A 24,990-nucleotide genomic window follows, 5' to 3' on the forward strand; every position below is an offset into this window, starting at 1 on the left:
CATGGGTCTTCTCGGCATTCTCGTCGGGCTTGGTCTTCTCATCTGGCTGGCTTTCCGGGGCTGGAGTGTTCTGCTGCTTGCTCCGCTCTCCGCACTGATTGCGGCGGCTTTCGGCAGAGAGCCATTGCTTGCCAATTGGACGCAGACCTTCATGGGCAGCGCAGCCCAGTTTCTTGCTCAGTTCTTTCCCATCTTTCTGCTCGGCGCCGTATTCGGGAAGCTGATGGACGACAGCGGCGCGGTCACTGCGGTCGCGAACTTCATCACCCGCCGCCTTGGCGAGCGCCGGGTCATCCTCGCCGTGGTGCTCTCGGGGGCATTGGTCACCTATGGCGGCGTCAGCCTTTTCGTCGCATTTTTTGTGATCGTTCCGATGGCCCAGTCGCTGTTTCGCGCGGCGGGGATTCCGCACCGCCTCGTGCCAGCGACAGTAGTTCTCGGAACATCGACTTTCACCATGTCAGCCTTGCCGGGCACGCCATCGATTCAGAATGCGATACCCATGCCCTTCTTTGGCACCACGCCCTTCGCGGCGCCGGGCCTCGGCATGATCGCGTCATTGATCATGCTGGGTATTGGACTGTGGTGGTTGCTCCGCGCGGAGACGGTGGCCCGGAATGCGAATGAAGGTTATGGCGAAGAACTGTCGATCGCGACGAGTGCCTCTGCCGATGACGAGCGCTTGCGCGGGCGTGCTACGACGGCGCGCGAATTCGACCCGGCCGAAATATCCCATGGGCATCGCAGCGAAGCGGAAGTGCCTATCGTCAATGCCGTTCTTCCTCTGGTTGTCGTTGTCGTCGTCAATCTCGTGATGTCGCTCTTTGTCCTTCCCCGGCTTGATGTCTCCTTCCTGGCCGAGCAGCGCTGGGGCAGCACGTCTCTACCTGCCGTTGCCGGCGTGTGGTCCGTTGTCGTCGCGCTCGCAGGAGCGACCGCGACAGTCGTCATCTGCAACCGGACGCGACTGCCTGCGCTGCGACAGACGATGGATGCCGGGGCCAATGCATCCGTGCTGCCAGCGCTGACTGTTGCGAGCCTCGTTGGCTTCGGCGCAGTCATTGCAGGGCTGCCCGCATTTGACATGGTGCGGGACTGGGCGCTGGACGTTAAAGGGGGGCCGCTGGTGTCGTTGGCCGTTTCCACGAACCTGCTCGCCGCGTTGACAGGGTCGGCATCCGGCGGACTGACAATCGCGCTTGATGCACTCGGTCAGACTTATATGGACGTTGCTACGCGGGAAGGGATCGACCCCGGATTGCTACACCGCGTAGCTGTGATCGGTTCCGGCACCCTGGACATTCTCCCTCACAATGGTGCGGTCGTCAGTCTGCTCGCGATCTGCGGCCTGACGCATCGCCAAAGTTATGTCGACATTGTGATGGTCGGCATCGTGAGTTCGGTTGTCGCTCTTGCCGCCGTGATCGCCATGGGCTCCGCATTGGGCTCATTTTGAACTCCGGCCCCAACCGCTGTTTTATCCAGATTTCACAGTCGACCACGTGCCGGGTGTGGCAGTGAGCCACCTTTGTCTGGCGCCGTTTGTCGGCTACGAATGAACTTTCGCCGCGCTCGCCGCGTCAACGAGACGTCGGGCAAGCGAAGCGGCGGCGAATTGATACAATCGCAATCAAACGCCTGTACGATTCGCGATCGGAAGGCATTTGACCGGGGTACTGAATGGCAAATCGATTGGCGACGGCGCAACCCAACGTCGGGATGCGGCACTGGATATCTCCCGTCGTGGTGTTGGCAGCAATGATTGCGGTGGGCGCTCCGGCGGCCGGAGCCGCCGCAAAGCAGGCGCGTCCCGCCCGCGTCGTCGAGGCGACCGCCCCGCGCGAAGCAGGCGAGCCGATGATGGCGATCGTGTCGATCAAGAGCCAGCAGGTCACGTTCTATGACGCCGATGGCTGGATCACGCGCGCACCGGTCTCGACCGGGGTGTCTGGCCGCGAGACGCCGGCAGGCGTCTTTGCCGTTCTCGAGAAGAACAAGGACCATCGCTCCAACATGTATGACGATGCTGCCATGCCGAACATGCAGCGGATCACTTGGAACGGCGTCGCACTGCATGGCGGGCCGCTGCCCGGTTACGCCGCGTCGCATGGCTGTGTGCGGATGCCCTACGGTTTCGCAGACAGATTGTTCGACAAGACCCGGATCGGGATGCGGGTGATCATCTCGCCGATTGACGCGGCGCCCGTCGAGTTCTCCCATCCGGCGCTTCTAACGCCGAAGGCGGAAGCCATCGCCGCTGCTCCGGGCCGTGTCGAGGTGCTCGCCCGCGAGGCCGCGGAGGCGGCCGCGGCTGCCGACATGGCGAAGAAGCTCGCAGCGACATCGGCACGCGAAGCGAAGCCACTGCCGGCAGCCCTGCGCAAGCTGCAATCGCTGAAGGCGCGCGCCGATATCGAGCTTGCATCCGCCGACAAGGCCGTCGTTGCGGCAAAGACCGATGAGGCCAAGGCGCGGGCCGAGGACTCCAAGCAGAAGGCTGCCGCCAGGGCCGCGGAGCTCGGGGCGCAATTCGAAACCGCAAAGGCCGATACGACGTCGAAGCTCGATGCCGCCGCCGCCGCAAAGGACGCCGCCAAGGTCGCCGAGACCAAAAAGGTCGCCACCGCCAAGGCAGCGAGCGATGCGAAACTCGCGCTTGAGCCGGTCTCGATCTATATCAGCCGCGAGACGCAGATGCTTTACGTTCGGCGCAATACGCACAAGCCGGCGCCGGACGGCGGCGGCGAGGTATTCGATTCAAGCATCGAAGTTCCCATCACCATCCGCGACCCCGGCAGGCCGATCGGCACGCATGTGTTTACGGCGATGGCGCGGAACGACGCAGGCCTGCGCTGGAGCGCCGTTTCGATCGACGAAGGCGATAGTGCGAAGGCCGCCCTCGACCGCATCACCATTCCGCAGGAGGTGCTCGACCGGATCGCAGCGACTGCACTGCCACGCTCGTCGATCGTTATTTCCGACGAGCCGCTGAGCAGCGAAACCAACTATCGCACCGAATTCGTCGTGGTGCTCAGCAACCAGCCGCAAGGTGGCTTCATCACGCGCAAGCCGACGCCGCCTGCCGATCTCATGGCGAGCAGCGATGATTTTGACGACGGCTTCGGCTCGTTCTTCCAGCGCTGGAATGCGGACCCCGCGCCCGTGCAGGCTCGCCGCAGGGTCGCGCCGTATCAGCGCCAGCCGCAAACCGGCTGGTGGTAGGTCGCGCCTCGTCATTGCTCGCTTGGGACGCTGAGCAGCCTGATCGCATCGACGCACGCGGCGCCGTCAGCCAGCGCTCCTCTGGTAACGCCGATGTCCACGATTGTGCGCTATGACGCGCGCGTGGTCTGTGCGCTTTTTGTTGTCTTGCGGGCGATCGCCATGAAAGCGCGCGCGGCCGCGGTCTGGTAGCGATGGGCATCCCACAGCAAGGCTCCAGAACGGCGTATCCACGGAGGCCCGATCGGAATGATCGCGAGGTCCTTTCGGGCGTTCAGGCTTCGGTCGGCGAGAACCGTCGGCAGCCCTCCCGATTTCGCGAGTTCGATCAAGGCCTCGACCGAGTTCATCTCGACGCGCACGTCGAGATGAATATCGGGCGGCAGTGACTGGTCGAGAATGCGGCGGGTCGCAAAGGCGGGGGTCAAAAGTGCCAACGGGCGGCGGGCGAGCGCCTGCAGCGTGATCGATTGTTGCCGTGACTGATTTTGCGACTTCGCAAGCACCAGGACGAGCCGCTCCTCGAACAACAGGTCGACCCCCAACTCCGCGTGCTGGGGCGGGGCGAAAGCAATCGCGAGATCGAGATCCCCGGACAGGATGCGTTGTTCGACGCCGTTTGCTGAGCCGACCTCCACGCTGAGTCGAACGTCAGGATATTTCTCGCCGAAGCTGCCGATGATCTTCGGCAGGAAGGTCGTGCTGTAGGTGTAGATGACGCCGACACGCAGCGTGCCGGCCATGCCGCCCTCCAGCTCGGCTATCGCGGTGCGCGCCGCTTCGGTCTGAACCATCAGACGTTGTGCGTGTTCGCGCAGTGCATGTCCTGTCTCGGTCAGCTGCATGCCCTGGGGCGTCCGGTTGAACAGAACGGTGCCGAGATCCTGCTCGAGGGCGCGTATCTGCTGCGACAGCGTTGGCTGGGCGACGCCGAGGGCTTCCGCGGCTTTCGCCATGCGCTTGTGGGTCGCGATTGCCAGAAAATAGCCGAGACGTCTGGGATCCATATTCGATTACAATCTTCTATCGCATCTATAGTTTTGACTGTGTTGGCCTATCACGCGTCCCGTGCCAGTGTTTGTCAATATCGGACCTGGCCGACACGCTTTTGTGCGGCCGTCGAAACATAAGAACCGACTGGGAGGCTCTTTCATGCTGTCACGACGCACCTTACTTGCCCGGGCGACCCACGCTGCGGTGGCGGCTTGCTGTATCGCCTTGGGCGCAAACCGTGCGACGGCGCAGGACTATCCGACCAAGCCGGTCCAGTTGATCGTTCCCTTCGCCGCCGGCGGTGCCGCCGACATCATCGGCCGCACGATTGCGGAAAAGCTCAGCCAGACCTGGGGGCAGCAGGTCGTCGTCGAGAACAGGGGCGGGGCCGGATCGAATATCGGCATCAATGCTGCCGCCAAGAGCGCGCCCGATGGCTACACGCTGGTGCTCGCGTCCATCGCCGTGGCCGTCAATCCGTGGCTTTTCAAGTCGATGCCCTACGATCCCGTGAAGGATCTGACACCGCTGACATTGGCGCTCGAGACGCCGAACGTGGTGCTTGTGCCGCCCTCATCTCCGATCAAGAACGTCAAGGATCTGATCGCCTTTGCGAAAGAAAAAGCGGCATCGGGTGGCGCCACCTATGGCTCTGCCGGCGTTGGTTCTTCTCTGCATCTGGCAGCGGAAGTGTTCCGGCAAAAGGCCAATGTCGAGATGACCCACGTTCCCTATCGCGGCTCATCGCCGGCGCTGACGGATCTGATGGCCGGCCGGATCGACCTGATGTTCGACAACGCCTCGACGGCGCTTCCGCAGGTCCAGGGTGGCAGCCTCCGCGCCATTGCCGTCACCACGAAGGAGCGCATCGCCGCGCTGCCTGACGTGCCGACGATCAGTGAATCCGGTCTGCCGGGCTTCGAGCTCGCCAACTGGTGGGCCATTTTTGGTCCGGGCCAGATGCCGCCGGCGCTGGCGGAGCGCATCAGCGGCGATATCCGCAAGGTCCTCGCAGATCCCGATGTGCAGAAGCGTTTCGCCGACGTCAGTGGGCGCGTCATCGCGTCGTCGCCCCAGGAACTCGCCGCGCATCTGGCGCAGGAAAGCGCCAAATGGAAGCAGATCGTCGAAACCGCAGGCATTCGCGGCAGCCAGTAACGACGGACGTCTGACTCACACCGCGATCGATCAACGACGAATATCAAGCAAGAGACGCGCGCTCAGGGTGAGAGCGCTCATGGAGAATAATGTGAAGAAGCTACTATCAGGCCTGACGGCATCCGTCATGCTCGTCACCACTTCGGCTGCTATGGCGCAGAGCACCGGGCCGCTGAAGCTCGGCGCCGTCCTCGATATGTCCGGCCTGTTTGCCGACATTACCGGGCCGGGCAGCGAGACCGCAGCCAAGATGGCCGTTGAGGATTTCGGCGGCGAGGTTCTTGGGCGCAAGGTCCAGATCGTGGTTGCCGACCATCTCAACAAATCCGATCTCGCCGCGAATTTCACCCGTGAAATGTTCGACAACCAGGGTGTCGAGGCGATCGTCGATGTGGCTGGCTCTGCCACGGCGCTGGCTGCGGCGGAAATGGCCAGGACGCGCGGCAAGATCATCATGTTCAATGGTCCCGGCGCGGTCAGGCTGACCAACGAGGCGTGCGGCCCCTACATCGTCCACTACACCTATGACACCTACGCGCTGGCCAGCGTCACCGGCCTCGCCACGGTGAAGCGCGGCCTCAATAGCTGGTTCTTCCTTACGGCCGACTACGCGTTCGGCCAGGAACTGGAGCGCGACACCTCGAACGTTGTGACCAAGGCGGGTGGCAAGGTTGTCGGCAGTGTGAAGCACCCGATCAACACCTCGGATTTTTCGTCGTTTTTGCTCCAGGCGCAGAGCACCAAGGCTAGCGTGATCGGTCTCGCCAATGCGGGCGGCGACACCATCAATGCGATCAAGCAGGCCGCGGAGTTCGGCCTGACCCAGTCCGGACAGAAGCTGTCGCCTTTGCTGGCCTTCATTTCCGACATCGACAGCGTCGGTCTTGAAACTGCGCAGGGCCTGTTGCTGGCCGAAGCGTTCTATTGGGATCTCAACGACGAAACGCGCGCCTTCGCGAAGCGCTTCATGGAGCGTACCAAGCGCGCGCCGACGTCGGCGCAGGCTGGCGTCTATTCGTCCGTGACGACCTACCTGAACGCGGTGAAGAAGGCAGGCACCACCGATTCAGCGGCCGTAATGAAGGTCATGAAGGAAACACCGATCAACGACATGTTCGCGAAGAACGGCCGGATCCGCGAGGACGGCCGCATGGTGCACGACATGTATCTGTTCGAAGTGAAGAAGCCGTCGGAATCGAAGGCGCGCTGGGACGACTACAAGCTGCTGGCGACGGTCTCTGGCGACGACGCGTTCCAGCCGCTATCGGCGTCACGCTGCCCGCTCATCAAGAAGTAGCGCGCGGTAGCAGATGGCAAAGCGACGGGTCGCGGGAAGCTGACGGCGATCCGTTCGAGGCCCTATAGACAACAGGAAAACGCTTTTCATGAGCACCAGCGTGGCAGTCCGCGTCGACGAGGTCGAGACCATCCTGGTCGATGTGCCGACGATCCGCCCCCATAAGTTGTCGATGCATACGATGAACAGCCAGACTCTGGTTCTGGTCATCATCCGCTGCTCCGACGGAACGGTCGGAATCGGCGAGGGCACGACCATCGGCGGCCTCAGCTACGGCGAGGAGAGCCCCGAGGGTATCAAGCTGACCGTCGACACCTACATCGCTCCGGCCATCATCGGCATGGATGCGTCACGCGTCGCCGCGCTCATGGCCGACGTGAAGCGACGGGTCAAAGGCAACCGCTTCGCCAAATGCGCGGTGGAGACAGCGCTGCTCGACGCGCTCGGCAAGCGCCTGGGCCTGCCGGTGTCGGAGCTGCTTGGCGGGCGCCAGCACGACACCTTGCCGGTCGCCTGGACCTTGGCCAGTGGCGATACCAGGCGCGATATCGAGGAAGCCGAGCGGATGCTCGATGCGCGCCGACACGATATTTTCAAGCTGAAGATCGGCCTGCGATCCGTGGACGATGACGTGGCGCATGTGGCGGCCATCAAGCGCGCCCTCGGAGATCGTGCCAGCGTGCGCGTCGACGTCAATCAGGCCTGGAGCGAGCCCGAGGCACGGCGCGGCATTCCCGCCCTAGAGGCGGCCGGCGTGGACCTCATCGAGCAGCCGCTGTCGCGCGACAATCGCGGCGCACAGGCCCGCCTCAGCGGTCGCTTCGCCGTGCCCATCATGGCCGACGAGGCGCTGCACGGCACGACGGATGCCTTCGACATCGCGGCGCGCGGTGCCGCGGACGTGTTCGCCCTGAAGATCAATCAGGCCGGCGGTCTGTATGATGCCGTGAAAATGGCTGCGATCGGCGATGCCGCGGGTCTCGGCCTGTATGGCGGTACGATGCTGGAAGGCGGTGTCGGCACCGCGGCGTCGGCCCAGGTTTTCTCCGTGCTGCCGAAGCTCGCATGGGGCACCGAATTGTTCGGTCCGCTGCTTCTGACCGAGGAAATCCTCGCGACGCCGCTCCGCTATGGCGACTTCGTGTTGCAGGTGCCGACCGCGCCCGGCATCGGCGTCGAACTGGACATGGACCGCGTCGCATTCTTCCGCCGCGATGGCTACGCGCCGCGCGCTCAATCCGCCGGCGCAACAACAGGAGTTTGATCGATGCTTTTTCAGGTGGAAATGGACGTTCAGATCCCGCCGGGTCTCGCCCCGGAGGTAGTTGAGCAACTGAAAAAGACCGAGCGTGAACGCGCGCAGGAGCTGCAGAAGAGCGGCGAATGGCGTCATCTCTGGCGGGTCGCCGGACGTTACGCCAATGTCAGTATTTTCGATGTGGCGAGCAATGAGGCGCTGCACGACATTCTGTCGACATTGCCGCTCTTCCCCTTCATGCGCGTCAGCGTGACGCCTTTGTGCCGGCATCCTTCGTCCGTTCGTTCGGACGACAGCTAGGCGCGGAGCAGGCCTCCGTCAGCGGCAACCGGCAGGGCTTCATGAGTACAATCTCGCCAGCGTATCGAACAGCGCGAGGTTGAGCCGTTTCAGGTCGTTGTCCACCGGCTCCGGCTGGGATGAGAATTTTGCGACGACCAGTTCGGCGTGCGGATTCACATAGAGATATTGCCCGTGAATGCCGAGGGCGAAGAACGCGCCGCTCGCATCGCCCGTCTGGTACCATTTGTTGCGATAGCGGCCTTCCGGCAACCATTCGACGAACTTGCCCGCGCGCCAGGCCTCGGCGGAGCCGTTCGTGATCGTATCCGACACCCAATCCTGGGCAACGATCCGGCGGCCGTTGGCCATGCCGCCCAGTCGCATCATCTCGCCGATACGGGCAAGGTCGCGTGGGGTCATACAGAAGCCGCCGCCGGTCCGGGCGCTGCCGATCGCATCGACAGTAATATAGGCATCCTGCCGCGCCCCGAGCGGTTGCCACAAACGCGCGGCGGCAAAGTCAGCGAAACGCTGGCCCGAGGCGCGTTCGATCACCAGACCCAGCACGTCCGAATTCGGCGAGCAGTAGTGGAAGGGCCCCCCGTGATCGCCGACACCCTTTTGCAAGGAAGCCAGGAAAGTGATGAGAGAGTCCGGGGTATCTCCGGGCTTGGAGGGTTCGAGCAGGCCGGCGCGACGATACCTCGCGAAGTCGCCGCGCGGATCCTGATAGGTTTCCTCGAAATCCAGGCTCACCCGCATGTCAAGAACATCGCGGATCCGTGCATCCGCAAAAGCGGAGGATTTCAGCTCCGGCACGTAATGCGAGACGGTCTCGTCGAAATCGATCAGGCCGTCGCTGTATAGAATTCCCGCGACGATCGATGTCACCGACTTGCTCGCGGAGAACAGAATGTGCCGCGATTGCGCCGTGAAATTCGGCGCATGGTAATCTGCAACGACGCGGCCGGATTTCATCACGACGAGCGCGTCGGTCGACGTTCTGCGTAGAACATCCAAGACACCACCTGTTTCCCCACCGACAGCGAATGTCTGCTTGAGCAAGTCTCCGGGATCGACAGGTGGATCCTCGATCAGTCCCGGCGTCGCTGCGATGCGTGCTGTCGGAATGAGTTCGGACACGTGGCGGAATGCCCAGACATTCCAGGGCGCCCGACGCCAGTTGTCGAGACGAACGTCGCTTCGCGCAAAGCCATAGTCGGCTTCGAAAGCCGAGAGCTGTCCTTTGCTCGTCATGACGCAATCCTCTCGCAGTCGGTCGGCTGAACCGCGCCGCCGAGCCAGCAGCCGCCGACTTGTCCGTTATCGAAACTGAAGCGAACCTTGATCTCAGACGGGCGATTCATCGCGCGCCCCTGGCGAATGGTGATCTGGCGCTCCGACGCATCCACCATCCGGTTCGCGAGGAGGCCGAAGGACAGGGCAGAAGCCGCAATGCCCGTCGCGGCATCTTCCGGATATCCCGACGAACTCGGAAACTGGCGGGCGTCGACGATCTGATTGTCCCGGTCGGACACGGCGTAGGGATAGAGACCGGTGGAGTCGATGCCATTGCACAGGCGCTCCATCCTTGAGAAGTCAGGCTTCAGGCCATCAAGGATGGACGCGCTCTTCAACGGAATGAGGGTCTTGACCCGGCTGGTGCGTGCATTCTGGATCGGGAAGGGTGCCAGGCAGTCGGCACCGATACCGAGGACGTCGAGAATGTCATCGACGCTTCGGTCTGCATCGGGAAGCGGCTCGACGACACCCGCGGGCTGCGAGACCTCGACCGAGATATCCCGTTCGTCTGATTGGCCGATCCGCGCATGGACGCGGCCGCTCTTCGTCAGGATCGTGATGCGATCGCGCTGCAGCCGGCCGAGTCGTTGAAGGAGCCATGTCGCGCCGACGGTGGCGTGTCCGCACATGGACATCTCATGATTGGGCACCCAGAAGCGAAACTCGAAATCGCAGTCGGAGCCCGGTGGAGGCGGCAACACAAACCCGCTCTCGTGCCCGTAGGCGCGTGCGACCTGCTGCATCTCCGCATCACTCATGTCAGCGGCATCGACGACGATAGGTGCGGGATTTCCGCCCTGCGGGCCTGCCGCAAAGACACTGACAAATCGAACCTGCGGTTCGGCGGACGTCCTGGCCATGTGATGCACCTTCCAACCGGTTCGCGTGTTTGCAATACGCGTCAGCCAACGCTGCACGGAATTCACCGGCATCAAGCTACGGAGGATGTTGCTGCGGCGCGCGTTCCGGCGGGCCCTAGATTTTGATCGGCCGGGCCATGCGCTTGCGTATCTGGGTCGGCGACCGACCATCGGCCCGGCGCATCGCATGGGCCAGCGCCGCACCGCTGTCGAAGCCGACACGCAGCGCGATCTCGCCGATCGGGAGATCGGTTGTCTTCAACAGTTCGCTTGCATTGTCGAGGCGGATCCGTTGCTGGAATTCGCCGATCGACGCCCCGGTCCCCGCGCGAAACAACCGGGTGATATGACGCCGCGAAACGCCGAACCGTTCTTCCAGGGCATCGAGCGGGACATCCCGGTCGGCATGAAGGGTGAGATAGTCCCTCAGCTCCGTGACCAGCGTCATGCCGTGTTCGCGATGCGAGGCACTGGATACGGCATCGCCGGTCAGAGCCTCGGCGATGCACTGAACGAGTAGCGTAGACGACAGTCCATGCCGGACATGCGCATTACCATAGGCATGCCTGCCATCCCCGACCAGCAGCGCCTGCAGGGCGCGCAGTCTGTCTGATCGGCGAAACAGCCGGGTCGTTGATGTCCTGCGGCGGAATTCGCTCAGCGAGCCGTTCTCTCTTTCGAGGCGCTTCAGGACCGAGCCAGTTGCGTAGATCGCGACGTGGCTGTGCGCACCGATACCCGCGCGCGTCTCATGCGCCTGGTTCGGCGGAACGATCGCGAACCGGTCCTGCGACAGCCAAGTGCCTTCACGTCCGGCTTCGTGCTTCAGCTCGATCGTCCCGCGGCTCGGCAGGATGAACATCAGGCAGTCATGCCAGTGCCACGGCATGGCGTAATCGCCGCGGCCGGCGACAGCCGCGTGCTCGTCGTCCGCCGCGATCAGGAGATCCGCGTTTGCCGGATGACGCAGCCGTTCGAATGAACTCAGCATGTTCGGGCCCACATGTGTCGTCGACGAACCTAGCAGGGTGCGCCAATGCCCGCCAATCGACGCCCGGTTACTCTGCCGCGATGGCCGCCGGCTTCGGGCGCTTCTTCACGCGCTTGATGGTGCCCGAGAAGGTCAGCAGCGAACGCTCGCCGGCTTTCAGGATTCCGCGCAGGAAGATCAATGAGCCGCCGATCCGGGTCATTTCGCCGTGGCATTCGACCAGCTCGCCTTCGCGGGCGGCATCGAGGAATTCGCAGCCGAACGAGACGGTGATGCCGGGTCCTTGCAGCTCGCGGGAGGCCAGCGCAAACAGGCAGTAATCGGCAAAGGTCATGAAGCAGCCGCCATGGACGTTTTTCATGCCGTTGAGGTGCTTTTTCTCGACCCGGAAGGCGCAGCGGACGGAGCCGTCGGCCTCGACCTTGTGCCAGAACGGGCCGGAGACCGATTCGAAGGAATCCCGCTTCCAGGTGGTCCAGCCCGCAAATTCCCCCTCCGTCGCGGTATAGGCGTCGGCGTGGAACGGGATGGTGGCATCGGCGGGCACATTCACGGTCTGAACTCCTTGGATTGGCTGCGAAAAGTGTTAAATCCGATCCATCCGGCGGGCGCAATCCGGCGCCGGCGCAGGGCCTTATGCAGGCTCTTTTTCGAGCAATGCGGGCGTTGCCCGGGCAAAGCTTGGGACATGCGGGGAACGGGCCGGAATAGGCCTTTTCCGCATGCTCCGATCTCCCTATGAAGAAGCCTTACAGAGCCAAGAGACCCCATGACCGAGCCAAAGATCACTCCCGAACTCGTCGCTTCCCACGGCCTCAAGCCCGACGAGTATGAGCGCATTCTCAAGCTGATCGGGCGGGAGCCGACTTTCACCGAGCTAGGCATCTTCTCGGCCATGTGGAACGAGCATTGCTCGTACAAATCCTCGCGCATCCATCTGAAGGGGCTGCCGACCAAGGCGCCGTGGGTGCTGCAGGGGCCGGGCGAGAATGCCGGCGTGATCGATATCGGCGACAATCAGGCCATCGTCTTCAAGATGGAGAGCCACAACCATCCGAGCTATATCGAGCCCTATCAGGGCGCGACCACGGGTGTCGGCGGCATCCTGCGCGACGTCTTCACCATGGGCGCGCGCCCGATCGCCTGTTTGAACGCGCTGTCGTTCGGCGCGCCGGAGCATCCCAAGACCCGCCACCTCGTGTCGGGCGTCGTCGCCGGCGTCGGCGGCTACGGCAATTCGTTCGGCGTGCCCACCGTGGGTGGCCAGACGCGTTTCCACACCCGCTATGACGGCAACAACCTCGTCAACGCGATGGCCGTCGGCTTGGCCGATGCAGACAAGATCTTCCTCGCCGCGGCGTCTGGCGTGAACATGCCGATCGTCTACTTAGGGTCCAAGACCGGCCGCGACGGCATTCACGGCGCGTCGATGGCCTCTGCCGAATTCGACGAGGATTCCGAGGAGAAGCGCCCGACCGTGCAGGTCGGCGATCCCTTTGCCGAGAAGCTGCTGCTGGAAGCCTGCCTCGAAATCATGGCCGCCGATTGCGTGATCGCGATCCAGGACATGGGCGCTGCGGGCCTGACATGCTCTGCCGTCGAAATGGGCGCCAAGGGCGACCTTGGCGTTGAACTCAATCTCGATGCGGTGCCGACGCGCGAAGAAGGCATGACCGCTTACGAGATGATGCTCTCGGAGAGCCAGGAGCGCATGCTCATGGTGCTGAAGCCCGAGAAGGAAAAGCAGGCCGAGGATATCTTCCGGAAGTGGGGACTCGACTTCGCGATTGTCGGTTACACAACGCCAACGCTGCGCTTCGTCGTCAAGCATGGCGGCAAGGTGATGGCCGATCTGCCGATCAAGGAGCTCGGCGACGAGGCGCCGCTCTACGATCGTCCGCATGTGCCGTCGCCAGTACTGCCTGTCGTGCATGCGCGCGATATCGCTGCCCCGTCGTCGATCCCGGATGCGCTGGAGAAGCTGATCGGCACACCCGAACTGTGCTCGAAGCGCTGGGTGTGGGAGCAGTATGACCACGTCATTCTCGGCAACACCGTGCAGCGCCCCGGCGGCGACGCCGCGGTGGTACGCATCGAGGACGGCCCCAAGGGCCTTGCGATGTCGGTCGACGTCACGCCGCGCTATTGCGAGGCGGATCCGGTCGAGGGCGGCAAGCAGGCCGTCGCCGAAGCCTGGCGCAACATCACCGCGGTCGGCGGCAAGCCGCTGGCAGTCACCGACAATCTCAACTTCGGCAATCCGGAGCGGCCCGAGATCATGGGCCAGCTCGTCGGTTGCCTGAAGGGCATCGCGGAAGCCTGCATCACGCTCGACTTCCCGATCGTGTCCGGCAATGTCTCGCTCTACAACGAGACTAACGGCCGCGGCATCCTGCCGACCCCGTCGATTGGCGGCGTCGGCGTGCTCGATGATTTCACCAAGTCGGCCACGCTCGCATTCAAGGCGCCGGGCGAAGCGATCCTGCTGATCGGCGAAACCAAGGGCTGGCTCGGCCAGTCGGTCTATCTGCGCGACATCTGCGGCAAGGAAGAGGGCGCTCCGCCGCCGGTCGACCTCACCACTGAGAAGCGCAACGGCGACGTGGTCCGCGGCATGATCCATGCCGGCACCGCGACCGCCGTGCATGACATTGCCGATGGTGGCTTGCTGGTGGCACTCACCGAAATGGCGATGGCCTCGGGCATCGGCGCCAAGCTCGACGCAGCGCCGTCATCGACGGTGCCGCATGCGTGGTGGTTCGGCGAGGATCAGGCGCGCTATATCGTGACTGTCGCGGAAGATCAGTTGCTGACCGTGCTGTCGAAGCTGAAGAATGTCGGCGTGCCCTGCGTGCAGATCGGCAAGACCGGCGGCCATGCGGTGGCCATCGCCGGTGAACGCGCGGTCGATATCAAGGCACTCGTCCATGCGCATGAGAGCTGGTTGCCGAACTACATGAGCGGCAAGGCGTCGTAAGAAACCTATCTTTTCTCTCGTCCAATCTCTGACTGTCGTCACCCGGCTTGACCGGGTGACCCAGTAAACACTGGCAGTCGAGTGAAACACGGACGGCAGCGTGTAATGGATCGCTCGGTTCTAGCGCGCAAGTGCGCCCGGCCGGACGATGACAATTGAATTTGTGTGATGACATCAGCACTACGCAGCATGCCTGCCGCGTTTCATTTTCTCGCGCGCAGGGCTTCAAGCAGCAGTGTGAAGACCGGCGAGGGTTGCCGTCGACTTGCATAATACAGGTGATAGCCGTCGAATGGCTCGCACCAGTCATCTAGCACACGGATAAGGGTGCCGTTTGCCAGCGCATCTGACACTTGATCCTCGGTCAGGAACGCAATGCCGTGGCCGGCAACGGCTGCCTCGATCATCAGGTCGGCGCGATTGAGCACGAGCTGGCCGTCGACCTTGATGCGCACCTCGCGGCCGGCCTTTTCGAATTCCCAGATGTATAGTCCGCCGTTGCTGACGAAGCGGTAGTTGATGCATGTATGCTGCGCGAGGTCATGCGGCGTCGCCGGGATGCTACGTCGAGTGAAATAGGACGGCGCTCCGACCACCGCCATTCGCAGCGGAGGCCCGATCCGCACCGCAATCATGTCCTTGGCCAGCCGTTCGCCGAGTCGCACACCCGCGTCGTACTGTTCCGCGACGATATCAGTCAGACCGGATTCGATATTGAGCTCGATCTTGATGTCAGGATTGTCGCGCGTTAGCTGGTCAATGACCGGCCAAAGAATGGTCCGGGCCGCGTGTTCGGATGCGGTAAGCCTAATCGTGCCGGCGGGACGTTCGCGATACTGCGTGAGCGAGATCAGCTTGCTGTCGATGTCGGCGAGGGCGGGCCGGAGCGTTTCAATCAGCCGGTTGCCGGCGTCGGTCGGCGCCACGCTTCGCGTAGTGCGGTTGAGGAGGCGCAAACCCAGTTTTTCCTCCAGGCGCCGCATCGCGTGACTCAGTGCCGATTGCGAGATGCCCAGCTTGGCCGCAGCGTGCGTGAAGCTTCGTTCGTCCACTACCGCCAAAAACATGGCGAGGCTTCCGAGATCGTCTTTCTGCATCAAGATACCGTCTGAATTCAACTTATGACATGATGTCATAAGTCTAAGCGATTTACTCCGTCTAATCACGATGATGACAGCTGATTAGGTTTGGCCTGCGGGCCTGTGGTCGCTTCGGCGGCACGATTCCCGATCCTTGAAATTTTCAGAGAACAGCCATGAAGACGCGTAAACTTGGAGCGGACCTCGAAGTGTCAGCTCTCGGCCTCGGATGCATGAGCATGACATCGGCCTATGGGCCGGCCGGCGAGAAAAACGCGATGATCAAACTCATCCGCGACGCTCACGACTACGGCGTGACGTTTTTCGACACCGCTGAGGCCTATGGCCCCTTTGCCAACGAAGAGCTTGTCGGTGAGGCGCTGCAGCCCATCCGCGACAAGGTCGTCATCGCAACCAAGTTTGGCTTCGACATCAATCTCCAAACGGGAGAACGCTCCGGCGCGACGAACAGTCAGCCAAAGCACATCAAGATGGTTGCCGAGGCCGCGCTCAAGCGCTTGAAGACGGACCGCATCGATCTGTTCTACCAGCACCGCGTCGATCTCAACGTGCCGATCGAGGACGTGGCTGGTGCGGTCAAGGACCTGATCGCCGAAGGCAAAGTCAAGCATTTCGGCCTGTCGGAGGCCGGCGTTCAAACCATCCGTCGCGCCCACGCCGTTCAACCGGTGACGGCTCTCCAGAGCGAGTATTCGCTGTTCTGGCGCGAACCTGAATCGGAACTGCTGCCTGCGCTGGAAGAACTCGGCATCGGCTTCGTGCCGTTCAGTCCACTAGGCGCGGGCTTCCTGACCGGCAAGATCGACGAGCATACGACGTTCGGCGACAGCGACTTCCGTAACTTCGTTCCGCGTTTCTCGGTCGAGGCCCGCAAGGCCAACATGTCCCTTGTGAGCGTCATCAAGGATGTTGCGGATCGCAAGGGCGGGACGCCGGCGCAGGTCGCGCTTGGTTGGCTACTCGCACAGAAGCCCTGGATCGTGCCGATCCCCGGCACCACCAAGCTGTCTCGCCTCGAAGAAAATCTTGGTGCGGTTGGTCTGGAACTGACGGCCGGTGATCTCGCCGAGATCGGTGCGGGAGTTTCCAAAGTTAAGATTGAAGGCGAGCGTCTGCCCGAAGCTCTGCTGAAGATGACGGGCCACTAGGGTCGACACGTCTTTCACATCCATCAGTTCAGAGACAACGAGACATGGCTAAAGTGCGAGTATCTGGTATGGGCCGTCGGATCTTCCTCGCGGCAGCGGGCGGCCTCGTGGCGGCGCCCATGCTTGGCGGATCGGGTTTGCAGGCATCGGCCCAGGCAAGCGCTGCGGTCGTTTCGCGTGCGGCGGGAGAACGCGGACGGCGCATGCTGGGGTCACTGGAGGTGTCCAGCGTGGGGCTCGGTGTTCAGAACATGAGCCGCACCTATCAGACGACGATTCCGTCCCGACCGGAAATGCACGATATCATCCGGACCGCCTTTGATCGCGGCGTCAGCTTCTTTGACGCCGCGGAGGCCTATGGACCGCATGAAGTCGAGCGGATTCTCGGCGAAGGGGTCGCGCCGTTCAGAGACAAGGTCGTCATCACATCCAAATTCGGCTGGAACATCGATCTGGAGACCGGCCAGCGGCGCCCGGGGCTCAACAGTCGACCGGAGCATATCAAGCTCGCAGTCGAAGGCATGCTCAAGCGCCTTCGCACGGACCGCATTGATCTGCTGTACCAGCATCGTGTCGATCCGCAGGTGCCGATCGAGGATGTCGCCGGCGCGGTCAAAGATCTCATGACGGCCGGTAAGGTTCTGCATTGGGGCTTGTCCGAGATGGGCCTGAACACTTTGCGCCGTGCCCATGCCGCACTACCCCTGACCGCTGTTCAGAACGAATACTCCATGTTGTGGCGTGGCCCGGAAGATTCCGTCATCCCGTTGTGTCAGGAACTGGGCATCGGGTTTGTCCCTTGGAGCCCGCTTGGCGTGGGCTTCCTGACCGGCGCCATTGATGCAAACACGCGATTTGCCGACGGCGATATCCGCAAATTGGAGACCCGCTTCTCGCCCGAGAACCTGTCTCGCAACATCAATCTCGTTGAGCTCATCAAGGGCTGGGCCAAACGGAAGCAGGCCATGCCTGCGCAAATTGCATTGGCCTGGCTGATAGCTCAAAAGGACTGGATTGTGCCAATTCCGGGCACGACGCAGAAGGCGCATATGCTCGAGAATATTGGCGCGATGGAGGTTTCGTTTACGGCAACCGAAATTGCCGAATTGAACAAGTCCGTATCGGCCATCCAGATCCAGGGCGCTCGCCTGCCAGATGCCGTGCAGGCCTTTTCCGGCGTGGAGGCACCTCCGAAGACCTGATCCGTCGTTTTCGCGCAGGTCAGAGCTATTGTGCCGCGGGTCGAGCCGGCGGTCACATCTCCCAGATTTGCGACGCGGCATCAGCTTGCTGCGTCGTCCGGACGCCAACTCAATAGTTCAACGTCCTATCCACCAAATTCATCAGCGGCGTGCCGCTTTCCGCGCGTGCGATATTGTCGGCGATGTTTTCGGCCGCCGATGCAACACGCGTTGCTGCTGCGATGTGGGGCGAGATCGTCACCCCCGGATGCGACCAGAACGGATGGCCTGATGGTACGGGCTCGGCGCGGAAGACGTCCAGCGTGGCCTGGGCCACCTGTCCGCTGTCGAGCGCTGCGATCAGCGCGTCATCCTCGATCAGCGTGCCGCGTCCGGCATTCAGGATGAAACTTCCCTTGGGCAGAAGCGCGAGCCGTTCAGCATTCAGGAGATCGATGGTCTCTGGCGTTTGAGGCAGCAGCCCCACGAGGATTTCCGCCGAGGCCAGCGCCTTCGGCAGGTTCTCCATCCCTGCGAGGCAGCGGACGCCCGGCACCTCGCGCAGGCTTCGACTCCAGCCGGTCACGCGGAAGCCGAGATGAGCGAGTGCCGTCGCCGCAGCCGATCCCAATTCGCCGAGACCCAGCACCGTCACCGATCGATCTGTGGCGAGTGGCGGTACATGCTGCGACCACGTCAGAGGTTTTTCACAGACATAGCGGTCCATGCCGAGATGCGCGCGCAGACTGTGACCGACGACCCATTCGACCATGCCCTGCCGCAGCCCGCCATCGACCATACGGCACAGCGGCTGCGTCAGCGTCGCGTTGCCGACGATCTTCTCGACACCGGCCCAAAGGCTCAATACGGCGCGCGCATTGCTGAAAGGGGCGAAATCGGTGATGGGACCGCCGGTCGCGTGGATGATGTAGTCCACGTCCTGATGCGCAATGTCACCCAGGAGACTGGCTCGCGCGTCGATGCTCCGGCGCCGAAGCGCATCCAGAATGGGTTCGCGATAGTCCTCGAACAGCGCCGGCGTGACGTTGAAAAGAAGATTGATCGCCTTGTCGCCGTTGCGCGCGCGCATGCTGGTCTCCTGCAGATCACTGTCAATGTCGGTTGTCGGAAAAGGGCGGCGTGAACGGATTACAAAATCCGTTTCACGCCCGGGATTGCGCGGAGCGCCCGCGTCGCCGCCCAGCTTGCCGCCAGCGTGCCCGCGAAGGCGATGAAAGCTTTCGATCCGGCGCCGAGCGGTGCGTTCAGCAGCGCATATTGCACCCACAGCATCGGGATGTAGTGCAGCACGAAGATGCCATAGGCATCGCCGCGCAGCGGATCGAAGATGCTCTTCTCGCGCTGGCCAAAACGCAGGAACAGCGCCAGCACCGCGAGGCAGATCAGCGTACAGGCGACCGCATAGATCACGCCATAGCTCGACTGCCACCAGAACGGCGGCGCGCCGGTGAGATTGGCGAGCTTCATGCGGCGGAAATTGACGAGAAAAGCGAGCGAGCCAAAGGAGGCGGCGGCGGCGATGGTCCACCACAGCCATTGCCGCGCCAGTGCACCGGTGCGGGCCAGCAGGCCCTGGTCGATATTGGCGGCGCCGATGCCCATGCCGGCGAAGAAGAACACGCCATAGATCGCCATGCGGCTGAACTGCACCTGCAGCGGGCCCCAGCTGAACCAGCGGACAGCGCCGACCGTAAACAGAAATGGCACATAGGAGATCACGGCGATAACGGCGAGCACGGCGACGAACAACCACGGTCGTTCGAAGGCACGGATCGACAGTCGGTTGATGCCGTCCACCAGTCGCGGTGCGAGCAGGAAGACCGGGATCGCGACGAGATCGAGAAACAGCAAATACCAGATGAACCAGCCGGGGCCGGCGAACCATTGGCCCTGTTTGAAATTGTTGACGTAGAATTCGATAAAGCCGGTCTTGTGTGTCGACAGGCTGAACGACGCGTAATAGGCGATCGGCATCAGCACGAAGATCATCGCTAGGAAGGGCAGGCCGAGGCGGAGCGCGCGGTCGCGCAGGAAGTCGCCGATGCCCTTGCGCTTCAGGCTCGGCCACACGAACAGGCCCGACAGCATGAACATCAGACACATAAAGAAGGTGTCGTTGAACAGCGTCAGGATGTTGAAGCCGATCCAGCGTTGGCTGTCGACGATCGGCGCCGTCGACCACAGATAGTGGTTCGGGTAATAGCGGCCGAAGGCGGTGTAAGCTACAGCGGCGTGGTTCGCCAGCACGAGCAGCGTGACGAAGGTGCGGGCGCGATCGAGCGCAGCGTTACGGTCTGACATGTGAACGGCGAGCCCCCTCGCTTCCGCGCGCAACAGGCGTCGCCGGGCGCATCAGTGATGCGCGCCGTCATGATAAATGTCGAAAGCTGCTTCGGCAATCAGCCGAGGATCACGCGGGCACTTCCTCGATTTTCACCTTGTCTGGATAAAATGCCAGATAGTCCTTGATCTCGGCCATGGCGGGAAACGGCGTCTCATAGGTCCAGATCGCGTTGTCGAGCACCTTGTCTGATGTCTTGATGCTGTAATAATTCGCGTCGCCCTTGTACGGGCAATGCGTCACACGGTCGGTGCGCGATACCGCGTCCATATTGGCGTCCGTGCGGGGGATATACACCACTGCGGGGTAGCTGGCCTCCTTGAGGGTCAGAGCATTGGTCGTGTCGGCGATCACGATGCCCCCGGCAGAAACGCGGATGTGTTTGCCGGTGGGTGCAATGGTGATCGGGTGGTCCGGGCCGGGAAGCTTCATGGTTAAACCCTTGTGACGGTCATATTTCACTTCTTCAGATGTGCGATCCCTCCGGCCTTTAAAAGGGGCATGCGAGGGATTATCGTTAGAAAGCCGTGACGTCATGCGGCAGTCGCGATAGGCTCGCAATCCGAGGCGGCACCGACTGGCCGCGATTCGAACCTTTCTGGAGACCCGATTAATGCCGATGGACGCCCGCGATATCGAGACCATGATCAAGGCCGCGATTCCCGACGCGCAGGTGACGATCCGTGATCTGGCCGGTGACGGCGACCATTACGCGGCAACCGTGATTTCGGAATCCTTCCGCGGCAAATCCCGTGTCGCCCAGCACCAGATCGTCTATCAGTCGCTGAAGGGCCAGATGGGCGGCGTCCTGCACGCGCTGGCGCTGCAGACGGGTGTGCCGGAGGCGTAATTTTCCCTCGCCCCGCTTTTGCGGGGAGAGGGTGGCTTCGCGCAGCGAAGACGGGTCAGATCTCGCGAAAACTTCGCGCCAACCAGACCGATGCCGAGACCAGGCTCTGGCATCGCATACGCAACCGGCAAGTCGGCGGTTTTAAATTCGTCCGGCAGGAAGCGATCGGCCCCTATATCGGCGACTTCGTTTGTCGGGAACAACGCCTCGTGATCGAGGTCGACGGCGGGCAACACCTCGAATCCAAACGAGATGAAATTCGCGACGCGTATCTGCGGGCGGAAGGCTATGGCGTGGTGCGTTTCTGGAATAACGACGTCTTGTCCAATATCGACGGCGTGCTGATGCTGCTCGACCAGGCGTTACGTGCAGATCGCCGCACAGTAGATTAGAGCCGTCCCGACCCGAGAGCATGCCTTCGTGGGAATTGCGTGCCCGGCCCCTCACCGGATCGCAAGGGCGATCCGACCTCTCCCCGTAAAGGACGGGGAGAGGTTCAGACAGCTACTCCACCGCCATCAGCGCATGCACCGAGAAGTGCTCGTCCGCGTCGGTCCATGACGCCTTCGGCTCCCAGCCCGAACTGCGGGCCAGCGTCGCAAAACGCTCGATGCTGTATTTGTAGCTGCTCTCGGTGTGGATACTCTCACCGGCACGGAACGCGAAGCTGCGACCGAGCACATGCACGGTCTGCGGCTTCCTCGCGATCAGGTGCATCTCGATGCGGTGGCGTTCCTTGTTGTATATCGCGCGGTGGGCGAAGGCGGAGAGATCGAAATCGCCGCCGAGTTCGCGGTTGATACGCACCAGCACATTCATGTTGAACTTGCCGGTGACCCCTGCAGCGTCGTTATAGGCCGCGTGCAGCAGCTTCTCGTCTTTCTCCAGATCGATGCCGATCAGCATCAAGGCATCCTTGCCGAGAATGGCGCGGGCCGACCGCAAAAAGGCGCAGGCCTCGTGCGGCTCGAAATTACCCAGCGTCGAGCCCGGGAAGAAGCCGACCTTCGGCATCATCCGGATATCGGCGGGAAGGTCGAACGGTGCGGTGAAGTCGGCATTCACCGGCAGTACCTTCAGGCCCGGGAAATCCTTGCGCAGCTCGGCTGCCTGCGCCTGCAGGAAGTCGCCTGAGATATCGACCGGCGCATAGGCGCCGACGTCGCATTCATCCAGCAGCAGCCGCACCTTGGTGGTGGCGCCGGCGCCGAATTCGATCAAAGCGGCATTCTTGGGAATGATCGCGTTGATGTCCTTGCCACGCGAGCGGAGGATGCCGAGTTCGGTGCGGGTCGGGTAATATTCCGGCAATTTGGTGATCTGTTCGAACAGCTCCGAGCCGGCTTCGTCATAGAAGTATTTCGGCGACAGCTTTTTCGGATGCTGCGACAGCGCTTCAGCGACATCCGCGGCAAATGCGGAGGCCGAGGCATTCAGCAGCGACAGTGCCAACGGGGCATGAACATTCATGTCAGTCTCCTCAACGCTTTCGAAGCGCCGTGATGATGTTGGAAGTCAGTTGCCGTAATCGGCCAGCCGCAGGCCCGTGAATTGCCAGCGATGGTGGGGATAGAAGAAATTGCGGTAGGTGACGCGGCTGTGATCGTCCGGTGTTGCCAGCGACGAGCCGCGCAGCACCAGCTGATTGATCATGAACTTGCCGTTGTATTCGCCGAGTGCGCCTTCGATGGCGCGGTAGCCCGGATAGGCCGCGTAGGAAGACCGCGTCCACTGCCAGACGATGCCAAAGGCATCGTTGAGCTGGCCGGCGCGGGCCGCGACTTCCCATTCCATTTCGGTGGGCAGATGCTTGCCGCTCCAGCGCGCAAAGGCGTCACATTCATAATAGCTGACGTGGCACACCGGCGCGTCGGGATCGATCGGCTTCAAGCCGGCGAGAGTCATGATCTGCCATCCGCCATTGACCTTGCGCCAGTGACCAGGTGCCTGCCATTCCTCGCGGGCCGCGGCGGCAAAGCCATCCATCAGCCACAGCGTGGCTTCCTCGTAGCCGCCGGCTTCCATGAAGGCGAGCCATTCACGGTTGGTGACGAGATTCCGTGCGAGCTTCACGGGGCCGACAAGCGCACGATGCGCGGGCTTCTCGTTGTCGAAGTGGAAGCTGTCGCTCTGATGGCCGATGGTGTGGATGCCTTCGGTCAGCGTTGTCCACGCATCGCCCGATGTGGTTGAGGCCGGGAAGCGCCAATCAGAGTCATAGGCCGGCGGGATCGGGTTCTGGGCAAACGCATGCAGGATGTCGGTGAGCATCAGCTCCTGATGCTGCTGTTCGTGATTGAAGCCGACTTCGAGGAGAGGGATCAACGAGGTCAGCTTCTCGTCCGACGTGTCGTTGAAGAATTTGATGACGGCCGCATCGACGTGTTTGCGATAGGCCGTGACCTCGTCGGCGCCGGGCCGGGTGAGGTGGCCGCGCTGCGCGCGCGCGTGGCGCGGGCCGGCAGAGACGTAATAGGAATTGAACAGATAGGCGTAATCGGGGTGGTAGACCTTGTAGCCGGGAGCGTGATCGCCGAGCAGGAATTGCTCCCAGAACCAGGTCACATGAGCACGGTGCCACTTCGCCGGGCTGGCGTCGGGCATCGACTGCACCAACTGATCTTCCTGGGACAGCGGGGCGGCGCGGCGTTCGGTTTCGTTACGGACCGTCAGGAAGGCGTCACCCAGTTTTTGGGCGAGAGAGCCTGCGGGAGCGGATTCGGAGGCGGGGGACGCGGTGCCTGAACTCATGCCTGAACTCTTGGCGAAAGCTGGATTCGTCACGAAAGTCTCCGATTTTGGAGAGAACGTTGCTCTTGGTGATGGGTTCCCGAGCAGCCTGTCCTAAATAGGTCGTCCGATTGGTTATAAAAGGCCTGTCGTCATATGATCTTTGGCCGGGCCGGACTTGGCAAAAACTGCGGAAAAGTGACCGTGGCGGGCCGGTAACAAGCCCCAAGGCCTGTGATTTCAGACGCTTGATCACGTCCATAAGACTTGGGATGCGGAACGGATTCGGCTACATATATGACAAGTCTGACCGGGCGTGCGCCCGATGGCTGAGCCGCCAACTCCAGACCTTGAATCTGGACCTTGAACAGGGACGTGACATGAGCATTGAGCAATTCATCGAGAACGAAGTGAAGACTAACGACGTGGTGCTGTTCATGAAGGGCACGCCGCAATTTCCGCAGTGCGGTTTCTCGGGCCAGGTGGTCCAGATCCTCGATCACGTGGGCGTCGGCTACAAGGGCCTCAACGTTCTCGAATCCGCCGATCTGCGCGACGGCATCAAGACCTATTCGAACTGGCCGACCATTCCGCAGCTCTATGTGAAGGGCGAATTCGTCGGCGGCTGCGACATCATCCGCGAGATGTTCCAGGCTGGCGAGTTGCAGAGCTTGCTGGCCGAGAAGGGCGTGATTGCCGCCCCGGCCTCGGCCTGATTTCAAGTCGACAAATGGGCACGGCGACGCTGGACGTCGTCGTGGCCGACATCACGACTCTCCGCGTTGACGCCATCGTCAACGCGGCTAATTCGTCGCTTCTCGGAGGCGGCGGCGTGGACGGCGCCATCCATCGGGCTGCCGGTCCCGAGCTGCTCGCCGAATGCCGCACCCTCAAGGGTTGCGAGACCGGCGACGCCAAAATCACCAAAGGTTATAAATTACCGGCCACGCATGTGATCCATGCGGTCGGTCCCGTCTGGCATGGTGGCCGGAGCGGCGAGGATGAGGCGCTGGCGTCCTGCTACCGGCAGGCGCTGATGGTGTGTCAGGCACATGGTCTAGCCTCCGTTGCGTTTCCGGCCATCTCCACCGGTGTCTATGGCTTTCCAGCCGCGCGTGCGGCTCCCATCGCCGTCGGCTCAGTCATCCAGACGCTGAGAGACGCACCGGTGGTCACGGCCGTCACCTTCTGCTGCTTTTCCGAGCCCTCGGCGGAGCTGCATCGCCTCGCGCTCGCGCGTGCACTTCCCCTTGTCTGAGGGCGCCCCGCCGTTACACTC

24 protein-coding genes are annotated in these 24,990 nt (G+C 62.3%); 13 read left to right on the forward strand and 11 right to left on the reverse strand.

What is annotated here, in order from left to right; translation table 11 throughout:
• Nucleotide 1 precedes the first annotated feature (1 nt).
• Nucleotides 2–1,456: a GntP family permease gene (locus tag AB8A38_RS29075; protein ID WP_439088360.1), complete on the forward strand. Its 1,455-nt coding sequence runs from the start codon at nucleotides 2–4 to the stop codon at nucleotides 1,454–1,456.
• A gap of 224 nt (nucleotides 1,457–1,680) precedes the next feature.
• On the forward strand, nucleotides 1,681–3,222 hold the full coding sequence (locus AB8A38_RS29080) for a L,D-transpeptidase (RefSeq protein WP_439088361.1): 1,542 nt from the start codon (nucleotides 1,681–1,683) through the stop codon (nucleotides 3,220–3,222).
• Nucleotides 3,223–3,332: 110 nt separating this feature from the next.
• On the opposite strand, the gene AB8A38_RS29085 is transcribed toward AB8A38_RS29080, so the two are convergent.
• Complete coding sequence (locus AB8A38_RS29085; protein ID WP_439088362.1) at nucleotides 3,333–4,229, reverse strand: LysR substrate-binding domain-containing protein; 897 nt, start codon at nucleotides 4,227–4,229, stop codon at nucleotides 3,333–3,335.
• 145 nt (nucleotides 4,230–4,374) lie between these two features.
• Here AB8A38_RS29085 and AB8A38_RS29090 point away from each other — a divergent pair, with 145 nt between their 5' ends.
• From AB8A38_RS29090 to catC, 4 genes are all read left to right on the forward strand, one after another.
• Nucleotides 4,375–5,373: a Bug family tripartite tricarboxylate transporter substrate binding protein gene (locus AB8A38_RS29090; protein ID WP_439088363.1), complete on the forward strand. Its 999-nt coding sequence runs from the start codon at nucleotides 4,375–4,377 to the stop codon at nucleotides 5,371–5,373.
• Nucleotides 5,374–5,464: 91 nt separating this feature from the next.
• A complete protein-coding gene (locus AB8A38_RS29095; protein WP_439088627.1) occupies nucleotides 5,465–6,670 on the forward strand; it encodes an ABC transporter substrate-binding protein in 1,206 nt (401 codons plus the stop codon).
• An 88-nt stretch (nucleotides 6,671–6,758) separates the two neighbouring features.
• Nucleotides 6,759–7,934: a muconate/chloromuconate family cycloisomerase gene (locus tag AB8A38_RS29100; protein ID WP_439088364.1), complete on the forward strand. Its 1,176-nt coding sequence runs from the start codon at nucleotides 6,759–6,761 to the stop codon at nucleotides 7,932–7,934.
• 3 nt (nucleotides 7,935–7,937) lie between these two features.
• Nucleotides 7,938–8,228 (forward strand): muconolactone Delta-isomerase, encoded by a 291-nt coding sequence (gene catC / locus AB8A38_RS29105; RefSeq protein ID WP_439088365.1) that lies wholly within the window; start codon nucleotides 7,938–7,940, stop codon nucleotides 8,226–8,228.
• A gap of 39 nt (nucleotides 8,229–8,267) precedes the next feature.
• On the opposite strand, the gene AB8A38_RS29110 is transcribed toward catC, so the two are convergent.
• The 4 genes from AB8A38_RS29110 to AB8A38_RS29125 form a co-directional block, all read right to left on the reverse strand.
• Nucleotides 8,268–9,467 carry a serine hydrolase domain-containing protein gene (locus AB8A38_RS29110; protein ID WP_439088366.1) on the reverse strand — a complete coding sequence of 400 codons (1,200 nt, stop codon included), beginning with the start codon at nucleotides 9,465–9,467 and terminating at the stop codon, nucleotides 8,268–8,270.
• A complete protein-coding gene (locus AB8A38_RS29115) occupies nucleotides 9,464–10,372 on the reverse strand; it encodes a PhzF family phenazine biosynthesis protein (RefSeq protein WP_439088367.1) in 909 nt (302 codons plus the stop codon). The genes AB8A38_RS29110 and AB8A38_RS29115 overlap by 4 nt, the downstream gene beginning before the upstream one ends.
• 115 nt (nucleotides 10,373–10,487) lie before the next feature.
• Entirely contained in the window at nucleotides 10,488–11,363 is an 876-nt protein-coding gene (locus AB8A38_RS29120; protein ID WP_439088368.1) for a helix-turn-helix domain-containing protein, read from the reverse strand.
• Nucleotides 11,364–11,430: 67 nt separating this feature from the next.
• Nucleotides 11,431–11,910, reverse strand: coding sequence for a PaaI family thioesterase (locus AB8A38_RS29125; RefSeq protein WP_371419948.1), 480 nt, complete (start codon nucleotides 11,908–11,910; stop codon nucleotides 11,431–11,433).
• 222 nt (nucleotides 11,911–12,132) lie between these two features.
• Here AB8A38_RS29125 and purL point away from each other — a divergent pair, with 222 nt between their 5' ends.
• Nucleotides 12,133–14,340, forward strand: coding sequence for a phosphoribosylformylglycinamidine synthase subunit PurL (purL, locus tag AB8A38_RS29130; RefSeq protein WP_439088369.1), 2,208 nt, complete (start codon nucleotides 12,133–12,135; stop codon nucleotides 14,338–14,340).
• 203 nt (nucleotides 14,341–14,543) lie between these two features.
• Here the strand turns inward: purL and AB8A38_RS29135 are convergent, their stop codons facing one another.
• Nucleotides 14,544–15,437, reverse strand: a complete 894-nt coding sequence (locus tag AB8A38_RS29135) for a LysR family transcriptional regulator (RefSeq protein WP_439088370.1) — start codon at nucleotides 15,435–15,437, stop codon at nucleotides 14,544–14,546.
• 158 nt (nucleotides 15,438–15,595) lie between these two features.
• Here AB8A38_RS29135 and AB8A38_RS29140 point away from each other — a divergent pair, with 158 nt between their 5' ends.
• On the forward strand, nucleotides 15,596–16,588 hold the full coding sequence (locus AB8A38_RS29140; protein ID WP_315842911.1) for an aldo/keto reductase: 993 nt from the start codon (nucleotides 15,596–15,598) through the stop codon (nucleotides 16,586–16,588).
• 68 nt (nucleotides 16,589–16,656) lie between these two features.
• The gene (locus AB8A38_RS29145; protein WP_315842910.1) at nucleotides 16,657–17,790 is read left to right on the forward strand and encodes an aldo/keto reductase; all 1,134 of its coding nucleotides are present in this window, start codon (nucleotides 16,657–16,659) and stop codon (nucleotides 17,788–17,790) included.
• 109 nt (nucleotides 17,791–17,899) lie between these two features.
• Here AB8A38_RS29145 and AB8A38_RS29150 read toward each other — a convergent pair whose 3' ends face one another.
• The 3 genes from AB8A38_RS29150 to AB8A38_RS29160 all read right to left on the reverse strand — a co-directional run bounded on the left by AB8A38_RS29150 (nucleotide 17,900) and on the right by AB8A38_RS29160 (nucleotide 20,563).
• Nucleotides 17,900–18,859: a 2-hydroxyacid dehydrogenase gene (locus AB8A38_RS29150; RefSeq protein WP_439088371.1), complete on the reverse strand. Its 960-nt coding sequence runs from the start codon at nucleotides 18,857–18,859 to the stop codon at nucleotides 17,900–17,902.
• Between the two features lie 59 nt (nucleotides 18,860–18,918).
• Nucleotides 18,919–20,091, reverse strand: coding sequence for an acyltransferase family protein (locus AB8A38_RS29155; protein ID WP_439088372.1), 1,173 nt, complete (start codon nucleotides 20,089–20,091; stop codon nucleotides 18,919–18,921).
• Nucleotides 20,092–20,200: 109 nt separating this feature from the next.
• A complete protein-coding gene (locus AB8A38_RS29160; protein ID WP_315842907.1) occupies nucleotides 20,201–20,563 on the reverse strand; it encodes a DUF427 domain-containing protein in 363 nt (120 codons plus the stop codon).
• A 181-nt stretch (nucleotides 20,564–20,744) separates the two neighbouring features.
• Here AB8A38_RS29160 and AB8A38_RS29165 point away from each other — a divergent pair, with 181 nt between their 5' ends.
• A complete protein-coding gene (locus tag AB8A38_RS29165; protein WP_068735968.1) occupies nucleotides 20,745–20,981 on the forward strand; it encodes a BolA family protein in 237 nt (78 codons plus the stop codon).
• 59 nt (nucleotides 20,982–21,040) lie between these two features.
• Nucleotides 21,041–21,373: an endonuclease domain-containing protein gene (locus AB8A38_RS29170; protein WP_439088628.1), complete on the forward strand. Its 333-nt coding sequence runs from the start codon at nucleotides 21,041–21,043 to the stop codon at nucleotides 21,371–21,373.
• Between the two features lie 112 nt (nucleotides 21,374–21,485).
• On the opposite strand, the gene egtD is transcribed toward AB8A38_RS29170, so the two are convergent.
• Nucleotides 21,486–22,451, reverse strand: coding sequence for an L-histidine N(alpha)-methyltransferase (egtD, locus tag AB8A38_RS29175; RefSeq protein ID WP_439088373.1), 966 nt, complete (start codon nucleotides 22,449–22,451; stop codon nucleotides 21,486–21,488).
• A 45-nt stretch (nucleotides 22,452–22,496) separates the two neighbouring features.
• Nucleotides 22,497–23,732 (reverse strand): ergothioneine biosynthesis protein EgtB, encoded by a 1,236-nt coding sequence (gene egtB, locus AB8A38_RS29180; protein WP_315844189.1) that lies wholly within the window; start codon nucleotides 23,730–23,732, stop codon nucleotides 22,497–22,499.
• Between the two features lie 359 nt (nucleotides 23,733–24,091).
• On the opposite strand from egtB, the gene grxD reads away from it, so the two are divergent.
• Together grxD and AB8A38_RS29190 are read left to right on the forward strand one after the other, a co-directional pair.
• Complete coding sequence (gene grxD / locus AB8A38_RS29185) at nucleotides 24,092–24,427, forward strand: Grx4 family monothiol glutaredoxin (protein WP_068736311.1); 336 nt, start codon at nucleotides 24,092–24,094, stop codon at nucleotides 24,425–24,427.
• A 14-nt stretch (nucleotides 24,428–24,441) separates the two neighbouring features.
• On the forward strand, nucleotides 24,442–24,969 hold the full coding sequence (locus tag AB8A38_RS29190; RefSeq protein WP_439088374.1) for an O-acetyl-ADP-ribose deacetylase: 528 nt from the start codon (nucleotides 24,442–24,444) through the stop codon (nucleotides 24,967–24,969).
• The last annotated feature ends 21 nt before the right edge of the window (nucleotides 24,970–24,990 follow it).

The sequence above is a fragment of the Tardiphaga sp. 839_C3_N1_4 genome (genome assembly GCF_051811045.1).
GTDB lineage: Bacteria > Pseudomonadota > Alphaproteobacteria > Rhizobiales > Xanthobacteraceae > Tardiphaga.

What these genes read in the sequence shown, in the direction of transcription:
- AB8A38_RS29165 (WP_068735968.1), top strand. Translation starts at nt 20,745, where the DNA reads ATGCCGATGGACGCCCGCGATATCGAGACCATGATCAAGGCCGCGATT.
- AB8A38_RS29190 (WP_439088374.1), top strand. Translation starts at nt 24,442, where the DNA reads ATGGGCACGGCGACGCTGGACGTCGTCGTGGCCGACATCACGACTCTC.
- AB8A38_RS29090 (WP_439088363.1), top strand. Translation starts at nt 4,375, where the DNA reads ATGCTGTCACGACGCACCTTACTTGCCCGGGCGACCCACGCTGCGGTG.
- grxD (WP_068736311.1), top strand. Translation starts at nt 24,092, where the DNA reads ATGAGCATTGAGCAATTCATCGAGAACGAAGTGAAGACTAACGACGTG.
- AB8A38_RS29100 (WP_439088364.1), top strand. Translation starts at nt 6,759, where the DNA reads ATGAGCACCAGCGTGGCAGTCCGCGTCGACGAGGTCGAGACCATCCTG.
- AB8A38_RS29080 (WP_439088361.1), top strand. Translation starts at nt 1,681, where the DNA reads ATGGCAAATCGATTGGCGACGGCGCAACCCAACGTCGGGATGCGGCAC.
- AB8A38_RS29155 (WP_439088372.1), bottom strand. Translation starts at nt 20,091, where the DNA reads ATGTCAGACCGTAACGCTGCGCTCGATCGCGCCCGCACCTTCGTCACG.
- AB8A38_RS29145 (WP_315842910.1), top strand. Translation starts at nt 16,657, where the DNA reads ATGGGCCGTCGGATCTTCCTCGCGGCAGCGGGCGGCCTCGTGGCGGCG.
- AB8A38_RS29085 (WP_439088362.1), bottom strand. Translation starts at nt 4,229, where the DNA reads ATGGATCCCAGACGTCTCGGCTATTTTCTGGCAATCGCGACCCACAAG.
- AB8A38_RS29135 (WP_439088370.1), bottom strand. Translation starts at nt 15,437, where the DNA reads ATGCAGAAAGACGATCTCGGAAGCCTCGCCATGTTTTTGGCGGTAGTG.
- AB8A38_RS29110 (WP_439088366.1), bottom strand. Translation starts at nt 9,467, where the DNA reads ATGACGAGCAAAGGACAGCTCTCGGCTTTCGAAGCCGACTATGGCTTT.
- catC (WP_439088365.1), top strand. Translation starts at nt 7,938, where the DNA reads ATGCTTTTTCAGGTGGAAATGGACGTTCAGATCCCGCCGGGTCTCGCC.
- egtB (WP_315844189.1), bottom strand. Translation starts at nt 23,732, where the DNA reads ATGAGTTCAGGCACCGCGTCCCCCGCCTCCGAATCCGCTCCCGCAGGC.
- AB8A38_RS29120 (WP_439088368.1), bottom strand. Translation starts at nt 11,363, where the DNA reads ATGCTGAGTTCATTCGAACGGCTGCGTCATCCGGCAAACGCGGATCTC.
- AB8A38_RS29150 (WP_439088371.1), bottom strand. Translation starts at nt 18,859, where the DNA reads ATGCGCGCGCGCAACGGCGACAAGGCGATCAATCTTCTTTTCAACGTC.
- AB8A38_RS29160 (WP_315842907.1), bottom strand. Translation starts at nt 20,563, where the DNA reads ATGAAGCTTCCCGGCCCGGACCACCCGATCACCATTGCACCCACCGGC.
- purL (WP_439088369.1), top strand. Translation starts at nt 12,133, where the DNA reads ATGACCGAGCCAAAGATCACTCCCGAACTCGTCGCTTCCCACGGCCTC.
- AB8A38_RS29140 (WP_315842911.1), top strand. Translation starts at nt 15,596, where the DNA reads ATGAAGACGCGTAAACTTGGAGCGGACCTCGAAGTGTCAGCTCTCGGC.
- egtD (WP_439088373.1), bottom strand. Translation starts at nt 22,451, where the DNA reads ATGAATGTTCATGCCCCGTTGGCACTGTCGCTGCTGAATGCCTCGGCC.
- AB8A38_RS29075 (WP_439088360.1), top strand. Translation starts at nt 2, where the DNA reads ATGGGTCTTCTCGGCATTCTCGTCGGGCTTGGTCTTCTCATCTGGCTG.
- AB8A38_RS29115 (WP_439088367.1), bottom strand. Translation starts at nt 10,372, where the DNA reads ATGGCCAGGACGTCCGCCGAACCGCAGGTTCGATTTGTCAGTGTCTTT.